The sequence below is a fragment of the Gallibacterium salpingitidis genome (assembly GCF_030517105.1).
Lineage (GTDB): Bacteria > Pseudomonadota > Gammaproteobacteria > Enterobacterales > Pasteurellaceae > Gallibacterium > Gallibacterium salpingitidis.
The window spans coordinates 2,425,600-2,440,307 of the sequence record NZ_CP103875.1 but is presented as its reverse complement, the minus strand read 5'-3'; the positions used below and the strand labels follow the sequence as shown (position 1 = coordinate 2,440,307).

The window sequence follows — 14,708 nt, the reverse complement described above, 5'->3', positions numbered from 1 at the left end:
CTTAAATGAGTGAAAAAGAGTGCTTATTATAAACGATAATTCACATAGGAGTAGTAGGGTTATTAATAATAATTTGTTATATGAAATAAAGTTTTGGCGTAGAAAAATTATAGTTAGTTATTCGCTGTGATTATCGCTTTTCAAGATAGCTTGCTTCGCTAATTTTTGTTGTGCTCGGCGTTGTTGAAAAAATTGGCTGATCTTAGTACTGCACTCTTCTGCCAATACGCCAGAGGTGATTTCTACAATATGGTTCATACGATAATCATCAAACAAATGAAAACGTGAGCCGATAGCGCCGGTTTTGTAATCCATTGCCCCAAACACTAAACGCTTGATACGACTATGTAAAATAGCTCCAGCACACATCGGGCAAGGTTCTAAAGTGACATATAATGTCGTATTCAATAAACGATAATTTTGGATTTTTTCTCCAGCTTGCCGTAAAGCGATAATTTCAGCATGAGCAGTTGGATCAGAAAGTGTTATGGATTGATTCCAGCCTTCAGCAAGAATTTCACCCTGTTCATTCACAAGAACGGCACCAACAGGAATTTCCCCTATTTCTGCCGCTTTGTCTGCAAGCAGCAGTGCATGACGCATAAATTTCTGATCTTGTTCTGTCATATCTGTTTCAAATACTAAATTGAGGTATAACCTTGTTGAGGAGAATTTGGTTTATCAGGGAATGTCATTTTAAGAAGCCCCTCTATTACCATTGGTTTTAAATATGTTTCTCGTAAGCTTTGTGCTTTTCGATTTAAAAGTACTTCCAAAATTGCAGTACGAACATAATGTCCTTTACATAGTTCATAGATAATGGCTCTCATTTTTGGAGGTGGTAAACGTTTATATTTTCGTACTTCTTCAGTAGATGAGAGAAGTTCATTCCTAAATGATTCTGTTAAAGTGTCAAGAGTATCAATAATTGGCATATCTACAGAAGAATGAAGATATCTTCCTAAGTGATCTCTTGTATTATCCGTTAAGTTATTAGCGTTATCCGTTAAGTTATTAGCGTTATCCGTTAAGTTATTAGCGTTATCCGTTAAGTTATTAGCGTTATCCGTTAAGCTATTAGCGTTATTCGTTAAGCTATTAGCATTATCCGTTAAGTTATTAGTATTCTCACGTAAATTAGCTGTTGATGAATGCAAAAGATATTCTGTAGTTATCGTGTAGCCAGTAGGTAAGCTATATATTTTATTCTTTTTTTGTCCATTAGCTGTGAGAAACCCTTTTTTGATTAGTTTTTGTAGAGCAAGTGTAACATCTCTAGAATGTTTGCTTGTTAATTGGCAAGCTCTCGTATGAGTTATCGACCCTTCTATAGCTGCGGTTGTTACTATCATTTGTTCTTCATGATTTAAATGGTGATAACTATTACCAAAAATTTGCTCTAAGTGAGAAATAACATTTTGCGGAATTAAGCTAATAGTTGGTAATTCCAATATAGTTTGCTCGGAAGGGATATATTGTTCATATAGTTTAGGCGTGCGAAATTGTGCAAGTTCCCATCCTCGATATATTTTAGGAACACCTGAACCAGCTCTTTCACCAGCACCGTTCATTAGAAACATTTGATGTAAGCGTCGGTTTCGACAGTCACTTTCCCCGCCTTTTATTGCGATATCTGGGGAAATTCTCATTAACCCTGGGTTTCGGAAAGACAATTTATCAGGAAGTTTTTTTATTAAGATAGATGCCCTACCAGAATAATCTGTATGCACTAAAGTATTAACAAGAGCTTCACGAATAGCTTCATGTGTCTTTGATTGATCCAATCTAATTCCATTTTTTAGTTTAAAGGGAACTTTTAAATCAGCAATGAGTTTACGGTATGTCTTTCTATAAAAATCAAATAGATTTCCCGACCAAGATCCATCGGGATATATACGATCAGTCCAACGTTCAGCCTGAAAATTTTCTAATTCTTGGTAATCTACGAAATAATACGGGACAGCCTCTTGTATTGCTTCCCATGTTCCAAACATTAAGATTCCTGCAAGTGTGATTCCTTCTTCACCTGTTTGTCTATCTTTCCGCCATCCACCAATATTTTTGAATAACTCTAATAGATCCTTCTCTAGCCATATATGATTTGGTTTTGCTATGGCAAAAAGATTTTTATATGCTTGCAAACTATCTTTATCAATATCAGCTAAAGAGAAACCTTTTAGAATTTTATCATCTCTACTAGATTCTATTTGCTCAGCCATCATCCGCTTTATTTGTTCTTCTGTACAACGATGATCACTCTCGTTTAAGCGAATAAAAGTTTCTTTCATTGGTTGGTTATTAAGATAAATTGGTTTTTCTTGCCTTTTAGCTGGTGGAATTTGAATAATAAGAATTGGTTTATCATTAATAATATGGACAGTTAAGTTATTATTATTTAATAGATTAAGATTAACTTTATTTTTATTATTAAGAATGTCAAAAAGTTGTTTTCTTACAAGATCAATATTAGATACACCTTCAATTTTGAATTTTCCCTTCTTCTCACTAACACCTAAAATAACATATCCACCTCTACAATTTGCCATAGCACTGTAAGTGGGCCAAAAGTCATCAGGGAGTTTTCCTTTTCCATCACGTCCTTGTGCAGATTTAAACTCTAACTCTTCTGATTCAGATAGTGTTTGTAGATCTAATTCATCTTTAATTGAGAGTGGTGTCACGACAGTTACCTATCAATAAGTTAGCGATTGTTTTATCTCATGATATAGAGAAATATCGATGGATAGAAGATCATTCCAACTCCTAATTAGGAGTTTAACTAGGGACTAGTTTTATATTTAAAAATATTATTTATAAATAATTGGTTTAGATGGCGAACGTGGGCGGATTTGAACCGCCGACCTACCCCTTAGGAGGGGGTTGCTCTATCCAGCTGAGCTACACATTCGCAGTTGTTTATTAATTGTTATTGCTGTTTTTATGTTCTTGACGTAATAACGAATTGTGCTGAATTTTAATCTTTTTTCCTTTCGCTTGAAAGTATTCTGCTAATTGTTGGGCGATATAAACAGAACGATGTTTCCCGCCAGTGCAACCGATACAAATAGTAAGGTAACTACGGTTATTTTGTTCCAACAATGGTAACCAAGTTTCTATATAGTTTCGAGTCGAATAGAGAAATTCACGCACAACATCATATTGACGTAAAAAATCGATAATCGGTTGGTCGAGTCCAGTTAATGGGCGTAATTTAGGCTCCCAATGTGGGTTTGGTAAGAAACGTACATCAAAAATATAATCAGCATCTTGCGGAATGCCGTATTTAAAGCCAAATGATTTAATAATAATTTGTAACTCTTTGTCACCATTGCCATGCACAAATTCACGCAATTTTTCTGCTAATTGGTGTGTGGATAAGTTTGTTGTATCAATAATGAAGTTTGTGTGCTGAAATAACGGTTCTAGACGTTCTTTTTCTAAATCAATGGATCCTTCTAAAGAGAGATTATCTTTGGACAATGGATGGGCACGACGAGTATCGCTATAACGACGGATTAACGTATTACGATCGGCATCAAGATAAATAATTTGCGTATTACAAGATTGCGGTAATTGCTCTAATGTTTCTTCTAATTCTTGAGGTTGTAGCGGAATATTACGAATATCAACGCTGATCGCCACGTTTTGTTGGCTGGTTTGCAAAGTTTCAATCAGCTGTGGAATGAGAAACAGTGGTAAGTTATCAATACAATAATAACCAATATCTTCTAATGCCTTTAACGCAATAGATTTTCCTGCACCAGAACGACCACTAATAATGACAAGTTCCATCATATCCTCCCATCATTTGATTATTGCCGATAATCTAATCTGTAGTTTGCTCGCTTTCTTGCTGTTCTTTAACCGTTTCAGCGTGATCAAAGGCAACAAAAATAGACCAAACTTCTTCTGGGCTTTTAGCAAGGCGTAATTGTTTGAATAAATTCTTGTCAGAAAAACATTCAGCAAGGTAAGGCAACAAAGGAGAGCAGCTAGGACAACAAGTTTCGGGAATTAAAATGGCAAAAATAAGATCAACATCACGATGATCCGCCGCATCATATTTAATTGGTGTATCTAATTGTAGGAATACGGCAATTGGTTTATCACCAGTAGAGAGCTTGGCGTGTGGAATCGCAATACCGTTATTTAAGCCGGTATTGCCCATTCTTTCACGATGACAAATCGCTTCAAAACAGCTGTTTTCTTGTTCTTCAGTTTGCGATGAAACAATATTACAAATTAACTCAAAGACACGCTTTTTACTGGAGCAGAGCAAACCAGTACGAATATTTTCTTTAGTAAGAAATTCAGTAATTTTCATACGATAATCAACGTGAAAAGCCTAAAGTTTAAAATGTTCACCAAGATAGACACGTTTTACGTGCTCATCGGCTAACACATCTTGTGGCGAGCCACTAGCAATCATTTTACCTTCACTAACAATATAAGCACGCTCACAAACATCTAAGGTTTCACGTACATTATGGTCAGTGATCAGAACGCCTAAACCTCGATCACGCAGCCCTTGAATAATATTTTTAATATCTAATACTGAAATCGGATCAACCCCAGCAAAAGGTTCATCTAATAAAATAAATTTAGGATTCGCCGCTAAAGCTCTGGCAATTTCCACTCGACGACGTTCACCACCTGAGAGGGATTGCCCTAAATTATCTTTGATATGAGTAATATGAAATTCATCTAATAAACGTTCGAGTTCATCAATACGTTGATCTTTAGTGAGATCTTTACGAATTTCTAAAACGGCCATCAAGTTATCGTGCACTGATAAACGACGGAAAATAGAAGCTTCTTGAGGTAAATAACCAATGCCTTGTTTAGCTCGTTGGTGCATTGGTAAACGGCTAATATCTTGATTATCAATGGTAATTTTACCTTCATCGTGACTAATTAAACCGACAACCATATAGAAGGTGGTGGTTTTCCCTGCACCGTTCGGACCTAATAAACCAACAATCTCACCAGAGTTAATGGAAAGACTCACACCATTAACCACCGAGCGATCTTTATAACTTTTGCTTAGATGTTCAGCAGATAAAACAGACATAATTTGCTCTAATTTGTTTTAAGTTGATTTGGAATTAAAACGGTTTTTACACGACCGCCATTACCATTCGCTTTAAGTTGTTGTTTCTTCACATCATAGGTAATCAAATCACCATTAATGCGGCTATCTTCCTGTTTTAATTGTGCGTTGCCGATTAACGTTAAAAATTCTTTACCCAAATCATAATGGACTTTATTGGCATTACCGTACACCATTTTGCCATTGTCTAATTGTTGTTGGAATTTTACTGGTGCGCCAAAAGCATCTACGCTCTCTTTTTTATTGTTGGCTTTTTCTTTTTCATTTGGACGTGTGATGATCACTTTATCAGCATTAATTTTTACGCTGCCTTGCGTGATAACAACATTATCAGTAAAAGTAACCACATTGCTTGTTAAATCAAGTGACTGGTTATTAGATTCGATATTAATTGGTTGTTCAGAATCCCCTGTTAATGCTACGGCAGAGTAGCTAAATAACAAAGTTAATAAGCCAAGTACAGTTAAATTAGTTTTTAATTTCATAATATGTCTTAACCTGTTCTTTGAGGGTCGCAGTTTGTTTTTGCAGATTACCGTCTAATACTTTGCCATTACTGGTAAAATTCAAGCCAGTTAGGGTCACCATTGTATCAGATGTTATGTCTTGTGTCGTTAAATTGACAAAGGCTTGCTCTGTATCAATCGTTTGTATTTTAGACTCTTTTTGTAGGCTTTGTAGCTTCACATTGCCTTGTAATGTGAGTTTATCTTTATCCATTAAAATTGCTTTATCAGCTTGTAAACGCCATGCTTTAGTATCGTCTTTGTCATAAACATAAAGAACGGGTTGGCTAAAAACAGCTTTATCATTATTAAAATAATCTACGTTAGTGGATTCGGCTTGATATTGGATCGTACCAGTTGGACCATATACTGTCGTGGTCATTTGTTTAGCAATATATTCTGGATCTGAATCTTTTTTCGTTAATACTGGCACTGTATTTTGCTGTAATGAATAGAGCCACGCCAGTAGTGCAATCGCAATAATTGAAAGTACAATATTCCAACGAATGGACATAAATTATTTACCTTTATTTAGGAACTTATTCTCGAGAAATTTAGCTGGCGGATCATATCATAAAATCCAGTAAATGAGTTATTTTTCAACAGGCAGCAATATTCTGTTAGAATAATCACTTTGTGATAGCGTAAAGAAGGCAACAATACGATGCAGGATATTCTTATCGAAGTTAAAAATCTGACATTTAAACGTGGTGAAAGGACGATTTATAACAATCTGAATTTAAGCATTAAGAAAGGCAAAATTACCGCAATTATGGGGCCTTCAGGAATTGGTAAAACCACACTCTTAAAATTGATTGGTGGGCAACTTATTCCAGAACAAGGACAAATTTTATTAGATGGACAAGATATTTGCTCATTATCAACTAAAGAGTTGTATCGAGTAAGAGAACGGATGGGAATGTTATTTCAATCCAGTGCATTATTTACGGATATGAGCACTTTTGAAAATGTTGCATTCCCAATTCGGGAGCACACCAATTTACCGGAATCGATTATTCGCAAAATGGTATTAATGAAATTAGAAACCGTAGGATTGCGTGGTGCTGCGGAATTGATGCCAAATGAGCTGTCTGGAGGAATGGCAAGACGAGCAGCGTTAGCAAGAGCGATTGCTTTAGATCCCGATCTGATTATGTATGATGAGCCATTTACTGGGCAAGATCCGATCAGTATGGGCGTGATTGTGGATTTGATTAAAAAATTGAATGAAACCTTAGATTTAACCTCTATTGTGATTTCTCATGATGTGACCGAAGTATTAAGTATTGCTGATTATGGTTATATTGTGGCAGAACAAAAAATTATTGCGGAAGGAACACCAGAACAATTAAGGGCAAGTCAAGATCCACGAGTTATTCAATTTTTATCTGGACAGGCAGATGGACCTGTGAAATTCCATTATCCAGCAGAAGATTATGAAGAGGAATTATTTCAGTGAAAATAGGCATTATTGAGCGACTTGGACAACATGGGGTGCGTTGGATACGAACACTAGGAAAGTCTGGGTTAATGTTATATGGTGCATTAGTTGGCAAACCACAATTTCGTAAAAATTTTCCTTTAGTGGTGAAGCAATTATATGTATTAGGTGTGCAGTCATTACTGATCATTGTGTTATCAGGGCTGTTTATTGGAATGGTGTTAGGGTTGCAAGGGTATGTGATTCTTGTCGATTTTTCAGCGGAAACCAGCTTAGGACAGTTGGTTGCGTTATCCCTTTTACGTGAACTTGGGCCTGTAGTAACGGCATTATTGTTTGCTGGGCGAGCGGGATCAGCATTAACAGCAGAAATTGGTTTAATGAAAGCAACGGAACAATTATCAGGATTAGAGATGATGGCGATTAATCCGTTGCGACGTGTAATCGCACCCAGATTTTGGGCTGGAATGATTGCAATGCCATTGTTAGCTTTGATTTTTACTGCAGTTGGTATTTGGGGCGGTTCGCTGGTTGGTGTAGATTGGAAAGGTGTGGATAGTGGTAGTTTCTGGTCAGTGATGCAAAATTCTGTTGTTTGGGGCAAAGATATTGGTAATGGCATTATCAAGAGTCTATTTTTTGCGGTTAGTGTAGTATGGATCGCTTTATTTAATGGTTATAACGCATTACCAACTTCAGAAGGTATCAGTCAAGCAACAACCAAAACGGTAGTACAAGCCTCATTAGTGGTTTTAGGGTTGGATTTTATTTTAACAGCGTTAATGTTTGGTGGAAATTAATTGCAGGATTGTGCAATAAACAAGGATTATTTATGAAAAATACAGTGAAATATGAATTTTGGGTTGGATTGTTCTTATTGTTAGGTATTGCTGCATTAGTTTTTCTTGGACTAAAAGTTGCTAATGTGCAAAGTTTTGGTGAGTCGCAAACATATCGTGTGACTGCGACTTTTGATAATATAGGTGGATTAAAAGTCAGAGCGCCGGTCAAAATCGGCGGTGTGGTAATTGGACGAGTAAGCGATATTGAATTAGATCCGAAAACTTATTTACCACAAGTAACGTTAAGAATTGATGAGCGTTATAACCAAATTCCAGACAATAGTTCGCTCTCCATTAAAACGGCTGGATTACTCGGCGAACAATATATTGCCTTGAATATTGGATTTGATGATGGCGAAACCCCGATGTTAAAAGAGGGTAGTAAGATTACTGATACAAAATCAGCAATGGTTTTAGAAGATTTAATTGGTCAGTTCTTATATGGTGATAAAAAGTCAGCTGAGTCAGCAGAACCAGCGGAATCAAATAAATAATAATAAAAGAGGAGAAGCACAATGTTAAAACGTTATACTCAAAATATGATGCGTATGTTGTTAGCAGCTAGTTTATTACTAACTAGCTTATTTGCGGCGGCAGAGCAAAATCCTTATCAATTGATGCAACAAGCATCAGATAAATTATTTGCGGATATTACTGCAAATCAAAGTCAAATTAAGCAAAATCCGAACTATTTACGCACGATTGTTAGACAAGATTTAATGCCTTATGTGCACGTTAAATATGCCGGCTCATTGGTATTAGGTAATTATTTTAAAGCTGCTACACCAGAACAACGTGAAGCCTTTTTCAAGGCCTTTGGTAATTTTATTGAGCAATCTTATGCGCAAGTTCTCACTTTTTATAGCAAACAAAAAGTGACTATTGAGCCAGAGAAATCTGTAGAGGGTAAGAATATTGTTAATATTCGAGTTGTGGTGGAACAAAATAATGGTGCTGCACCAATCAACCTAGATTTCAAATGGCGTAAAAACAGTAAAACCAACGAATGGCAAGCCTATGATATGGCGGCAGAAGGTGTAAGTATGGTGGAAACGAAGAAAAATGAATGGAGCGGCGTATTACGTAAAGATGGTATTGAAGCGTTAACAGCGCAAATTGAAAAATCAGCCAGCTTACCAATCACATTAGATAAGAAAAAATAAGATGAGTGAGATAAAGCTAACTTGGCAATTGGATACAACGACGGATAATGTCGTTGTATCGTTAGTTGGCGTTTTAAATCGACATACATTGTTACCATTATGGCAGCAACGTCAGCAGTTTGTATTAGCGAATAATGTCGAATGCCAACATTGCCAAAATATAGTCTGGGATTTAGAGGCAATTAGTCATATTGATTCAGCTGGGTTTGCGTTATTAACGGAATTATTAAGGTTAAATCCAGTGGAACAAGTTAAGTTGATTAATGTCCCGGCACAATGTTTAAATTTGGCGGCATTATTTTCATTAAAAGAGTGGTTAGCAAAATATATCAATAAATAGGATCAAATATGGAACCAAAAGAGATTGAACAATTATTAAAAGAAGCATTAGGTTTAGATGAAGTTTATGTGCGTGGTGAAAATGCACATTTTGATGTGATTGCTGTCAGTGATAAATTTGCTGATCTCTCTCGAGTAAAACAACAACAAATGATCTATGCACCATTAATGGATCATTTAGCAACCAATGCAATTCATGCATTAACGATTAAGACATTTACTGTAGAGAAATGGAAAAGAGAGAAACTCTTTTTTAATCTATAATTGTGACTAACAATCTCAAAATGCGGTAAACACAATGTGCTTACCGCATTACTTTTCTTCAATTTATTATCAAACTATTAGGAAGCATTATGTCATCGCCTAAATTTGTTCATCTACGTGTCCACAGTGACTTTTCTATGATTAATGGTTTAGCCAAAGTAAAATCGTTGGTGGATGAATGTGCAAAGCAGCAAATGGTGGCAATGGCATTAACAGATTTCACCAACTTTTGTGGATTGGTGCGTTTCTATGGTGCTGCATTAGGAAAAGGGATTAAACCGATAGTCGGCGCTGATGTATTGGTAAATACACCAGAGTTGCCTGATGAACCTTTTGAACTCACGTTATTAGCCAAAAATAATACTGGTTATCAAAATATTACTTTATTGCTGTCACGAGCGTATCAGCGTGGTTATAAAGAAAATCCAACTATTGAGCGTGAATGGCTAATTGAATATGCCGAAGGCATTATCCTTTTATCTGGTGGCAAAAATGGCGATATTGGCAAGTTTTTACTTCGTGATAACCAAGTATCCGCAGAAGCCTGTTTAGATTTTTATCAACAATATTTTGCTGATCATTTTTATCTTACTGTTAGTCGTACCGGACGTAATGATGAAGAACATTATGTGCAATCAGTAGCCGCTTTTGCTGAACGTCATAAGATCCCATTAGTGGCGACTAACGATGTGATGTTTTTGCATGAAGATGATTTTGAGGCGCACGAAATTCGTGTTGCGATTCACGATGTCTTTACGTTGGACGATCCTAATCGACCAAAAAATTATAGCCCAAAACAGTATTTTCGCAGTGAACAAGAGATGTGTGAGCTATTTTCTGATATGCCAGAAGCATTAGAAAATAGTGTCTATATTGCCCAACGTTGTAATGTCACCATTCGTTTAGGCGAATATTTCTTACCACAATTTCCAACAGGTGATTTAAGTACAGAAGACTTTTTGATTCAAAAAGCAAGAACAGGTTTAGAACAACGGTTAGCGGTTCTGTTCCCAGATGAAGAAGTACGAAAGCAAAGACGTGGTGAATATGATCAGCGTTTGGAAACCGAATTAAACGTAATAAACCAAATGGGATTCCCCGGCTATTTCTTGATAGTGATGGAATTTATCCAATGGTCGAAAGATAACAATATTCCAGTTGGTCCAGGGCGTGGTTCGGGAGCGGGTTCATTAGTAGCGTATGCGTTACGAATTACTGATTTAGATCCTCTTGAATTTGATTTACTCTTTGAACGTTTCTTAAATCCTGAACGTGTTTCGATGCCAGATTTTGACGTCGATTTCTGTATGGATGGGCGAGATCGTGTGATTGAACACGTTGCCGATATGTATGGGCGTGATGCGGTTTCTCAGATTATTACCTTTGGTTCAATGGCAGCAAAAGCGGTAATTCGTGACGTAGGGCGTGTGTTAGGACATCCATACGGTTTTGTGGATCGTATTGCGAAATTAATTCCGGGCGATCCCGGTATGACGTTGCAGAAAGCGTTCGATATGGAGCCAAAATTAGTCGAGGCTTACGAAGGTGATGAAGAGGTCAAAGAGCTGATTGATATGGCTCGTAAGCTCGAAGGGGTAACACGTAATGCAGGTAAGCACGCCGGTGGTGTGGTAATTTCACCAAGTAAGATTACTGATTTCTCGCCAATTTATTGTGATGATGAAGGGAAGCATCCTGTTACTCACTTTGATAAAAACGACGTTGAGTATGCCGGTTTAGTGAAATTTGACTTCTTAGGGTTACGGACATTAACCATTATTCAATGGGCTGTGGATATGATTAATGAACGGATGCGTCGTGAAGGAAAACCAGAGATCGATATTCATCATATTCCATTGGATGATGAAAAGTCATTTAAGTTATTGCTTGATTCGCAAACGACGGCGGTATTCCAACTAGAATCACGTGGTATGAAAGACTTAATCCGTCGTCTAAAACCGGACTGTTTTGAAGATATTATTGCGTTGGTGGCATTATTCCGTCCGGGTCCATTGCAATCGGGAATGGTGGATAACTTTATTCGTCGTAAACATGGTGAAGAACAAATTTCATACCCTGATGCTGAATATCAACACGAATCCTTAAAACCAATCCTTGATCCAACCTACGGCATAATTTTGTATCAAGAGCAAGTAATGCAAATTGCGCAAGTGTTGGCGGGATATACGCTCGGTGGTGCGGACTTATTGCGTCGTGCAATGGGTAAAAAGAAACCAGAAGAGATGGCAAAACAGCGTTCGGTATTTAAAGAAGGTGCCATTAAAAATGGCGTTGATGGCGAATTAGCGATGAAAATCTTTGACCTAGTAGAGAAATTTGCGGGTTATGGATTTAATAAATCGCACTCGGCAGCTTATGCCTTAGTTTCTTACCAAACGTTATGGCTTAAAGCGCATTTCCCAGCCGAATTTATGGCAGCGGTAATGACCTCGGAAATGGATAAAGTCGAAAAAGTGGTGAATTTCTACGATGAAAGCTTGTGTATGGGGCTTAAAGTGGTACCGCCGGATATTAACACAGGAAAATATCATTTCAGTGTTAATGAAAAGGGTGAGATTGTGTATGGCATCGGCTCTATTAAGAGCGTGGGTGAAGCAGCGATAGAAAATATTATTGAGGTACGAGAGAAAGGCGGACGCTTTAGAGATGTTTTTGACCTTTGTGCCAGAATTGACCTGAAAAAGATTAATCGTCGTGCCTTGGAAAACTTAATCAAGGCAGGGGCGTTAGATAAGTTAGGACCACATCGAGCGGCGATAGCCTTAAATTTAGAAGATGCACTGAGAGCATCAGATCAATATGCGAAAGATGAAGCGTTAGGGCAAACCGATATGTTCGGCGTATTAACCAGCTCGCCAAAAGAGGTGGAACAAGCCTACGCCAATACACCGAAATGGACGCAAAAAATGGTGTTGGATGGTGAGCTAGAAACGCTAGGGTTATATTTGAGCAGCCACCCGATTAATCGTTATATCAAAGAGTTATCTCATTATAGTCGCCGTTTAGCAGAAGTGTCCGTAACACGACGTGGTGAAGTGGTTACGGTAAGTGGTTTGGTAGCGAATTTCCGTACCGTCTTAACTAAACGTGGTAATCGACTCGGTATTTTAACGATAGATGATCGTTCGGCACGTTTAGATATTACTTTATTTACGGATTCATTAAATGAATTTGAACGTAAAATCCATAAAGATCATATCGTAGTCGTCAGCGGTTCAGTGATGCCAGATGACTTCACTGGTGGTATTCGAATGATTGGCAGAGATGTCAGCACATTAGAAGAGATGCGGCAAAAATTTGTGAAAAGCCTAGCAATTGCCTTAAAAGAAGAGCAATTAACGCCGCAATTTATTGAACGTTTTAAACAGATTATTACGCCATACGCACAAGGCACAACTCCAGTTCATATTTATTATGATAGCCCGAAAGGACGTGCGATGCTGACATTAGGGATTGAATGGCATGTAACACCACACGATGACCTAATCGGGGAATTAACGGAATTTATCGGCGAAGATCAAGTTGAGTTGGAATTTAGTTAGCAATTTCATTATCGTTATTGCTTACTCCAAAAATTAAAAGCTGCGGTTTAAAGTAATAAACCATTCTTGATTCTTTCGAGAATAAAAAGCTGGGATATTGCTATCTATATTTTGATAACGGAAATGTAATTTTGGCAGAAAGCCTTGCCAAGATAATTTATGATGCCATATTGCATAATCGACCTGATATTCTTGATCTTTTCGTACATATTGAAATAAATAGTGAGGGGCATTAAAGGTTCGTTGAGTATAGCGAAGTGATAAACTACACCCCCACTTTTTATTTTCATACTTTATACCAACCATTGGTTGCCATTTTTTTGATGAAGAGGACTTTTCTTTTAATAAATCATAATTAAATGTGATACCAGCGAAGAGCAGCCATCGAGATGAGATAGGATATGATAGTAAAGTGGAAATATCGTATTGGCTGCCATTATAGCGAGAAGCTGATAAAGGGTCGGTATAAAATTTACGGGTATATTTTAATTGGTTATGCCAATGATATTTTGAGTTTAAGGTAACAGCATAGCTTAATAGATTCCCAACAAAATAGTTATAGCGTGTATTACCAAACCAATTTTGCTGTATAAACGGGGTTATTTGCCAAGTGGAGAAGGCTTGTTGATAAAGGTAGCTCAAACCAAAATAGAGTGATTGTTCGTTATAATCTTGATTATTCCAGTAATAAACACCGTTATAATTCAATTCTGGTTGGATAAAATGGTGCCCTGTTAGGTTTATTAGTTTAGTAATACCCACTTCATATCTAATTCCTTGTGCTTTTTGTGGTAGGCTATCAGCCGTTTTGCTGAATTGTTTGCCATATAAATTAATTGTTTCAACGTTTGAGGCTTGATTGACATTATCCGTTTGCACATACTGAAAATTAAGATAGCTTTGCCAACGTTGTTGTTGCTTAATCTCTGTGAGATATTGTGCAGCAATATTGCGAATATTGCCTGACAGCAAGGGGTGTAGGTGTTGTAGTTGTTGTTCAGCTTGCTTGTATTGGTAATCGTTAAATAAGGCTATTGCAAAATCAAATCGTGGGTAGATTGCATCTGGATGAAGAGAGAGTAATTTTTGGTAGTGCTCAATGGCTTGATTGTATTGTTGATGATGATAATAAAAGGTCGCTAAAGCGTAATGTAACAATCCATGATCGTAATTTTTTGTCTTTTGATATTGCAATAAAAGTTCAATTAACACATTCCATTGTTTTTGCATAATAGCTTGATTGATGTGTTGGACTAAAGTGGTTTGATTTGGCTGAATGTTGAATTTATAAATGTTATCTAACAGATGTTTAGCTGGTGGATGCAGTGGCAAAGGTTTCACCATATCAAATTGTATTGGCGAATTTAACTCATGATGCAGTTGTGTTGCAGAGATTTTTTCTGCCAATGTGATCAATGGTAATAAAGTGAGTATTAATATAATAGTAACTTGATACATTTTTTCTTTCCTAGCATAAAAA

General features: G+C 36.9%; 15 protein-coding genes and 1 tRNA gene. 7 read left to right on the top strand and 9 right to left on the bottom strand.

All coding sequences use genetic code 11. The features are described 5' to 3' along the window. Positions 1 to 117: 117 nt before the first annotated feature. From tadA to lptC, 8 genes are all read right to left on the bottom strand, one after another. Positions 118 to 627: a tRNA adenosine(34) deaminase TadA gene (tadA, locus tag NYR30_RS11620; protein ID WP_066112104.1), complete on the bottom strand. Its 510-nt coding sequence runs from the start codon at positions 625 to 627 to the stop codon at positions 118 to 120. A gap of 14 nt (positions 628 to 641) precedes the next feature. Continuing rightward, entirely contained in the window at positions 642 to 2,681 is a 2,040-nt protein-coding gene (locus NYR30_RS11615; RefSeq protein WP_066112101.1) for an RNA/DNA-binding domain-containing protein, read from the bottom strand. 150 nt (positions 2,682 to 2,831) lie between these two features. Then, a tRNA-Arg gene (locus NYR30_RS11610) sits at positions 2,832 to 2,908 on the bottom strand. An 11-nt stretch (positions 2,909 to 2,919) separates the two neighbouring features. Continuing rightward, positions 2,920 to 3,792: an RNase adapter RapZ gene (gene rapZ, locus NYR30_RS11605; RefSeq protein WP_066421772.1), complete on the bottom strand. Its 873-nt coding sequence runs from the start codon at positions 3,790 to 3,792 to the stop codon at positions 2,920 to 2,922. A 34-nt stretch (positions 3,793 to 3,826) separates the two neighbouring features. After that, positions 3,827 to 4,324: a PTS IIA-like nitrogen regulatory protein PtsN gene (gene ptsN, locus NYR30_RS11600; protein ID WP_066421774.1), complete on the bottom strand. Its 498-nt coding sequence runs from the start codon at positions 4,322 to 4,324 to the stop codon at positions 3,827 to 3,829. 21 nt (positions 4,325 to 4,345) lie between these two features. Then, positions 4,346 to 5,071: an LPS export ABC transporter ATP-binding protein gene (lptB, locus tag NYR30_RS11595; protein WP_066421777.1), complete on the bottom strand. Its 726-nt coding sequence runs from the start codon at positions 5,069 to 5,071 to the stop codon at positions 4,346 to 4,348. Positions 5,072 to 5,079: 8 nt separating this feature from the next. Then, the gene (lptA, locus tag NYR30_RS11590; protein ID WP_066421781.1) at positions 5,080 to 5,595 is read right to left on the bottom strand and encodes a lipopolysaccharide transport periplasmic protein LptA; all 516 of its coding nucleotides are present in this window, start codon (positions 5,593 to 5,595) and stop codon (positions 5,080 to 5,082) included. Beyond that, positions 5,579 to 6,130 (bottom strand): LPS export ABC transporter periplasmic protein LptC, encoded by a 552-nt coding sequence (lptC, locus tag NYR30_RS11585; RefSeq protein ID WP_066421783.1) that lies wholly within the window; start codon positions 6,128 to 6,130, stop codon positions 5,579 to 5,581. The genes lptA and lptC overlap by 17 nt, the downstream gene beginning before the upstream one ends. Before the next feature lie 150 nt (positions 6,131 to 6,280). On the opposite strand from lptC, the gene NYR30_RS11580 reads away from it, so the two are divergent. The 7 genes from NYR30_RS11580 to dnaE all read left to right on the top strand — a co-directional run bounded on the left by NYR30_RS11580 (position 6,281) and on the right by dnaE (position 13,228). Then, positions 6,281 to 7,075, top strand: coding sequence for an ATP-binding cassette domain-containing protein (locus NYR30_RS11580; protein ID WP_066421784.1), 795 nt, complete (start codon positions 6,281 to 6,283; stop codon positions 7,073 to 7,075). Between the two features lie 11 nt (positions 7,076 to 7,086). Beyond that, positions 7,087 to 7,857 carry a lipid asymmetry maintenance ABC transporter permease subunit MlaE gene (gene mlaE / locus NYR30_RS11575; RefSeq protein ID WP_414146307.1) on the top strand — a complete coding sequence of 257 codons (771 nt, stop codon included), beginning with the start codon at positions 7,087 to 7,089 and terminating at the stop codon, positions 7,855 to 7,857. A gap of 32 nt (positions 7,858 to 7,889) precedes the next feature. Beyond that, positions 7,890 to 8,393 (top strand): outer membrane lipid asymmetry maintenance protein MlaD, encoded by a 504-nt coding sequence (gene mlaD, locus NYR30_RS11570; RefSeq protein ID WP_066112086.1) that lies wholly within the window; start codon positions 7,890 to 7,892, stop codon positions 8,391 to 8,393. Between the two features lie 21 nt (positions 8,394 to 8,414). Then, positions 8,415 to 9,062: a phospholipid-binding protein MlaC gene (gene mlaC, locus NYR30_RS11565; protein ID WP_066112083.1), complete on the top strand. Its 648-nt coding sequence runs from the start codon at positions 8,415 to 8,417 to the stop codon at positions 9,060 to 9,062. A 1-nt stretch (position 9,063) separates the two neighbouring features. Beyond that, complete coding sequence (locus NYR30_RS11560) at positions 9,064 to 9,402, top strand: STAS domain-containing protein (RefSeq protein ID WP_066112080.1); 339 nt, start codon at positions 9,064 to 9,066, stop codon at positions 9,400 to 9,402. Positions 9,403 to 9,410: 8 nt separating this feature from the next. After that, positions 9,411 to 9,665 (top strand): BolA family protein, encoded by a 255-nt coding sequence (locus NYR30_RS11555; RefSeq protein ID WP_066108789.1) that lies wholly within the window; start codon positions 9,411 to 9,413, stop codon positions 9,663 to 9,665. A gap of 89 nt (positions 9,666 to 9,754) precedes the next feature. Next, the gene (gene dnaE / locus NYR30_RS11550; protein WP_066421788.1) at positions 9,755 to 13,228 is read left to right on the top strand and encodes a DNA polymerase III subunit alpha; all 3,474 of its coding nucleotides are present in this window, start codon (positions 9,755 to 9,757) and stop codon (positions 13,226 to 13,228) included. 33 nt (positions 13,229 to 13,261) lie between these two features. Here dnaE and NYR30_RS11545 read toward each other — a convergent pair whose 3' ends face one another. Continuing rightward, positions 13,262 to 14,686 (bottom strand): surface lipoprotein assembly modifier, encoded by a 1,425-nt coding sequence (locus NYR30_RS11545; protein WP_302501219.1) that lies wholly within the window; start codon positions 14,684 to 14,686, stop codon positions 13,262 to 13,264. Positions 14,687 to 14,708: the final 22 nt, after the last annotated feature.

What these genes read in the sequence shown, in the direction of transcription:
- lptA (WP_066421781.1), bottom strand. Translation starts at nt 5,595, where the DNA reads ATGAAATTAAAAACTAATTTAACTGTACTTGGCTTATTAACTTTGTTA.
- ptsN (WP_066421774.1), bottom strand. Translation starts at nt 4,324, where the DNA reads ATGAAAATTACTGAATTTCTTACTAAAGAAAATATTCGTACTGGTTTG.
- rapZ (WP_066421772.1), bottom strand. Translation starts at nt 3,792, where the DNA reads ATGGAACTTGTCATTATTAGTGGTCGTTCTGGTGCAGGAAAATCTATT.
- lptB (WP_066421777.1), bottom strand. Translation starts at nt 5,071, where the DNA reads ATGTCTGTTTTATCTGCTGAACATCTAAGCAAAAGTTATAAAGATCGC.
- tadA (WP_066112104.1), bottom strand. Translation starts at nt 627, where the DNA reads ATGACAGAACAAGATCAGAAATTTATGCGTCATGCACTGCTGCTTGCA.
- dnaE (WP_066421788.1), top strand. Translation starts at nt 9,755, where the DNA reads ATGTCATCGCCTAAATTTGTTCATCTACGTGTCCACAGTGACTTTTCT.
- NYR30_RS11560 (WP_066112080.1), top strand. Translation starts at nt 9,064, where the DNA reads ATGAGTGAGATAAAGCTAACTTGGCAATTGGATACAACGACGGATAAT.
- lptC (WP_066421783.1), bottom strand. Translation starts at nt 6,130, where the DNA reads ATGTCCATTCGTTGGAATATTGTACTTTCAATTATTGCGATTGCACTA.
- mlaC (WP_066112083.1), top strand. Translation starts at nt 8,415, where the DNA reads ATGTTAAAACGTTATACTCAAAATATGATGCGTATGTTGTTAGCAGCT.
- NYR30_RS11555 (WP_066108789.1), top strand. Translation starts at nt 9,411, where the DNA reads ATGGAACCAAAAGAGATTGAACAATTATTAAAAGAAGCATTAGGTTTA.
- mlaD (WP_066112086.1), top strand. Translation starts at nt 7,890, where the DNA reads ATGAAAAATACAGTGAAATATGAATTTTGGGTTGGATTGTTCTTATTG.
- NYR30_RS11580 (WP_066421784.1), top strand. Translation starts at nt 6,281, where the DNA reads ATGCAGGATATTCTTATCGAAGTTAAAAATCTGACATTTAAACGTGGT.
- NYR30_RS11545 (WP_302501219.1), bottom strand. Translation starts at nt 14,686, where the DNA reads ATGTATCAAGTTACTATTATATTAATACTCACTTTATTACCATTGATC.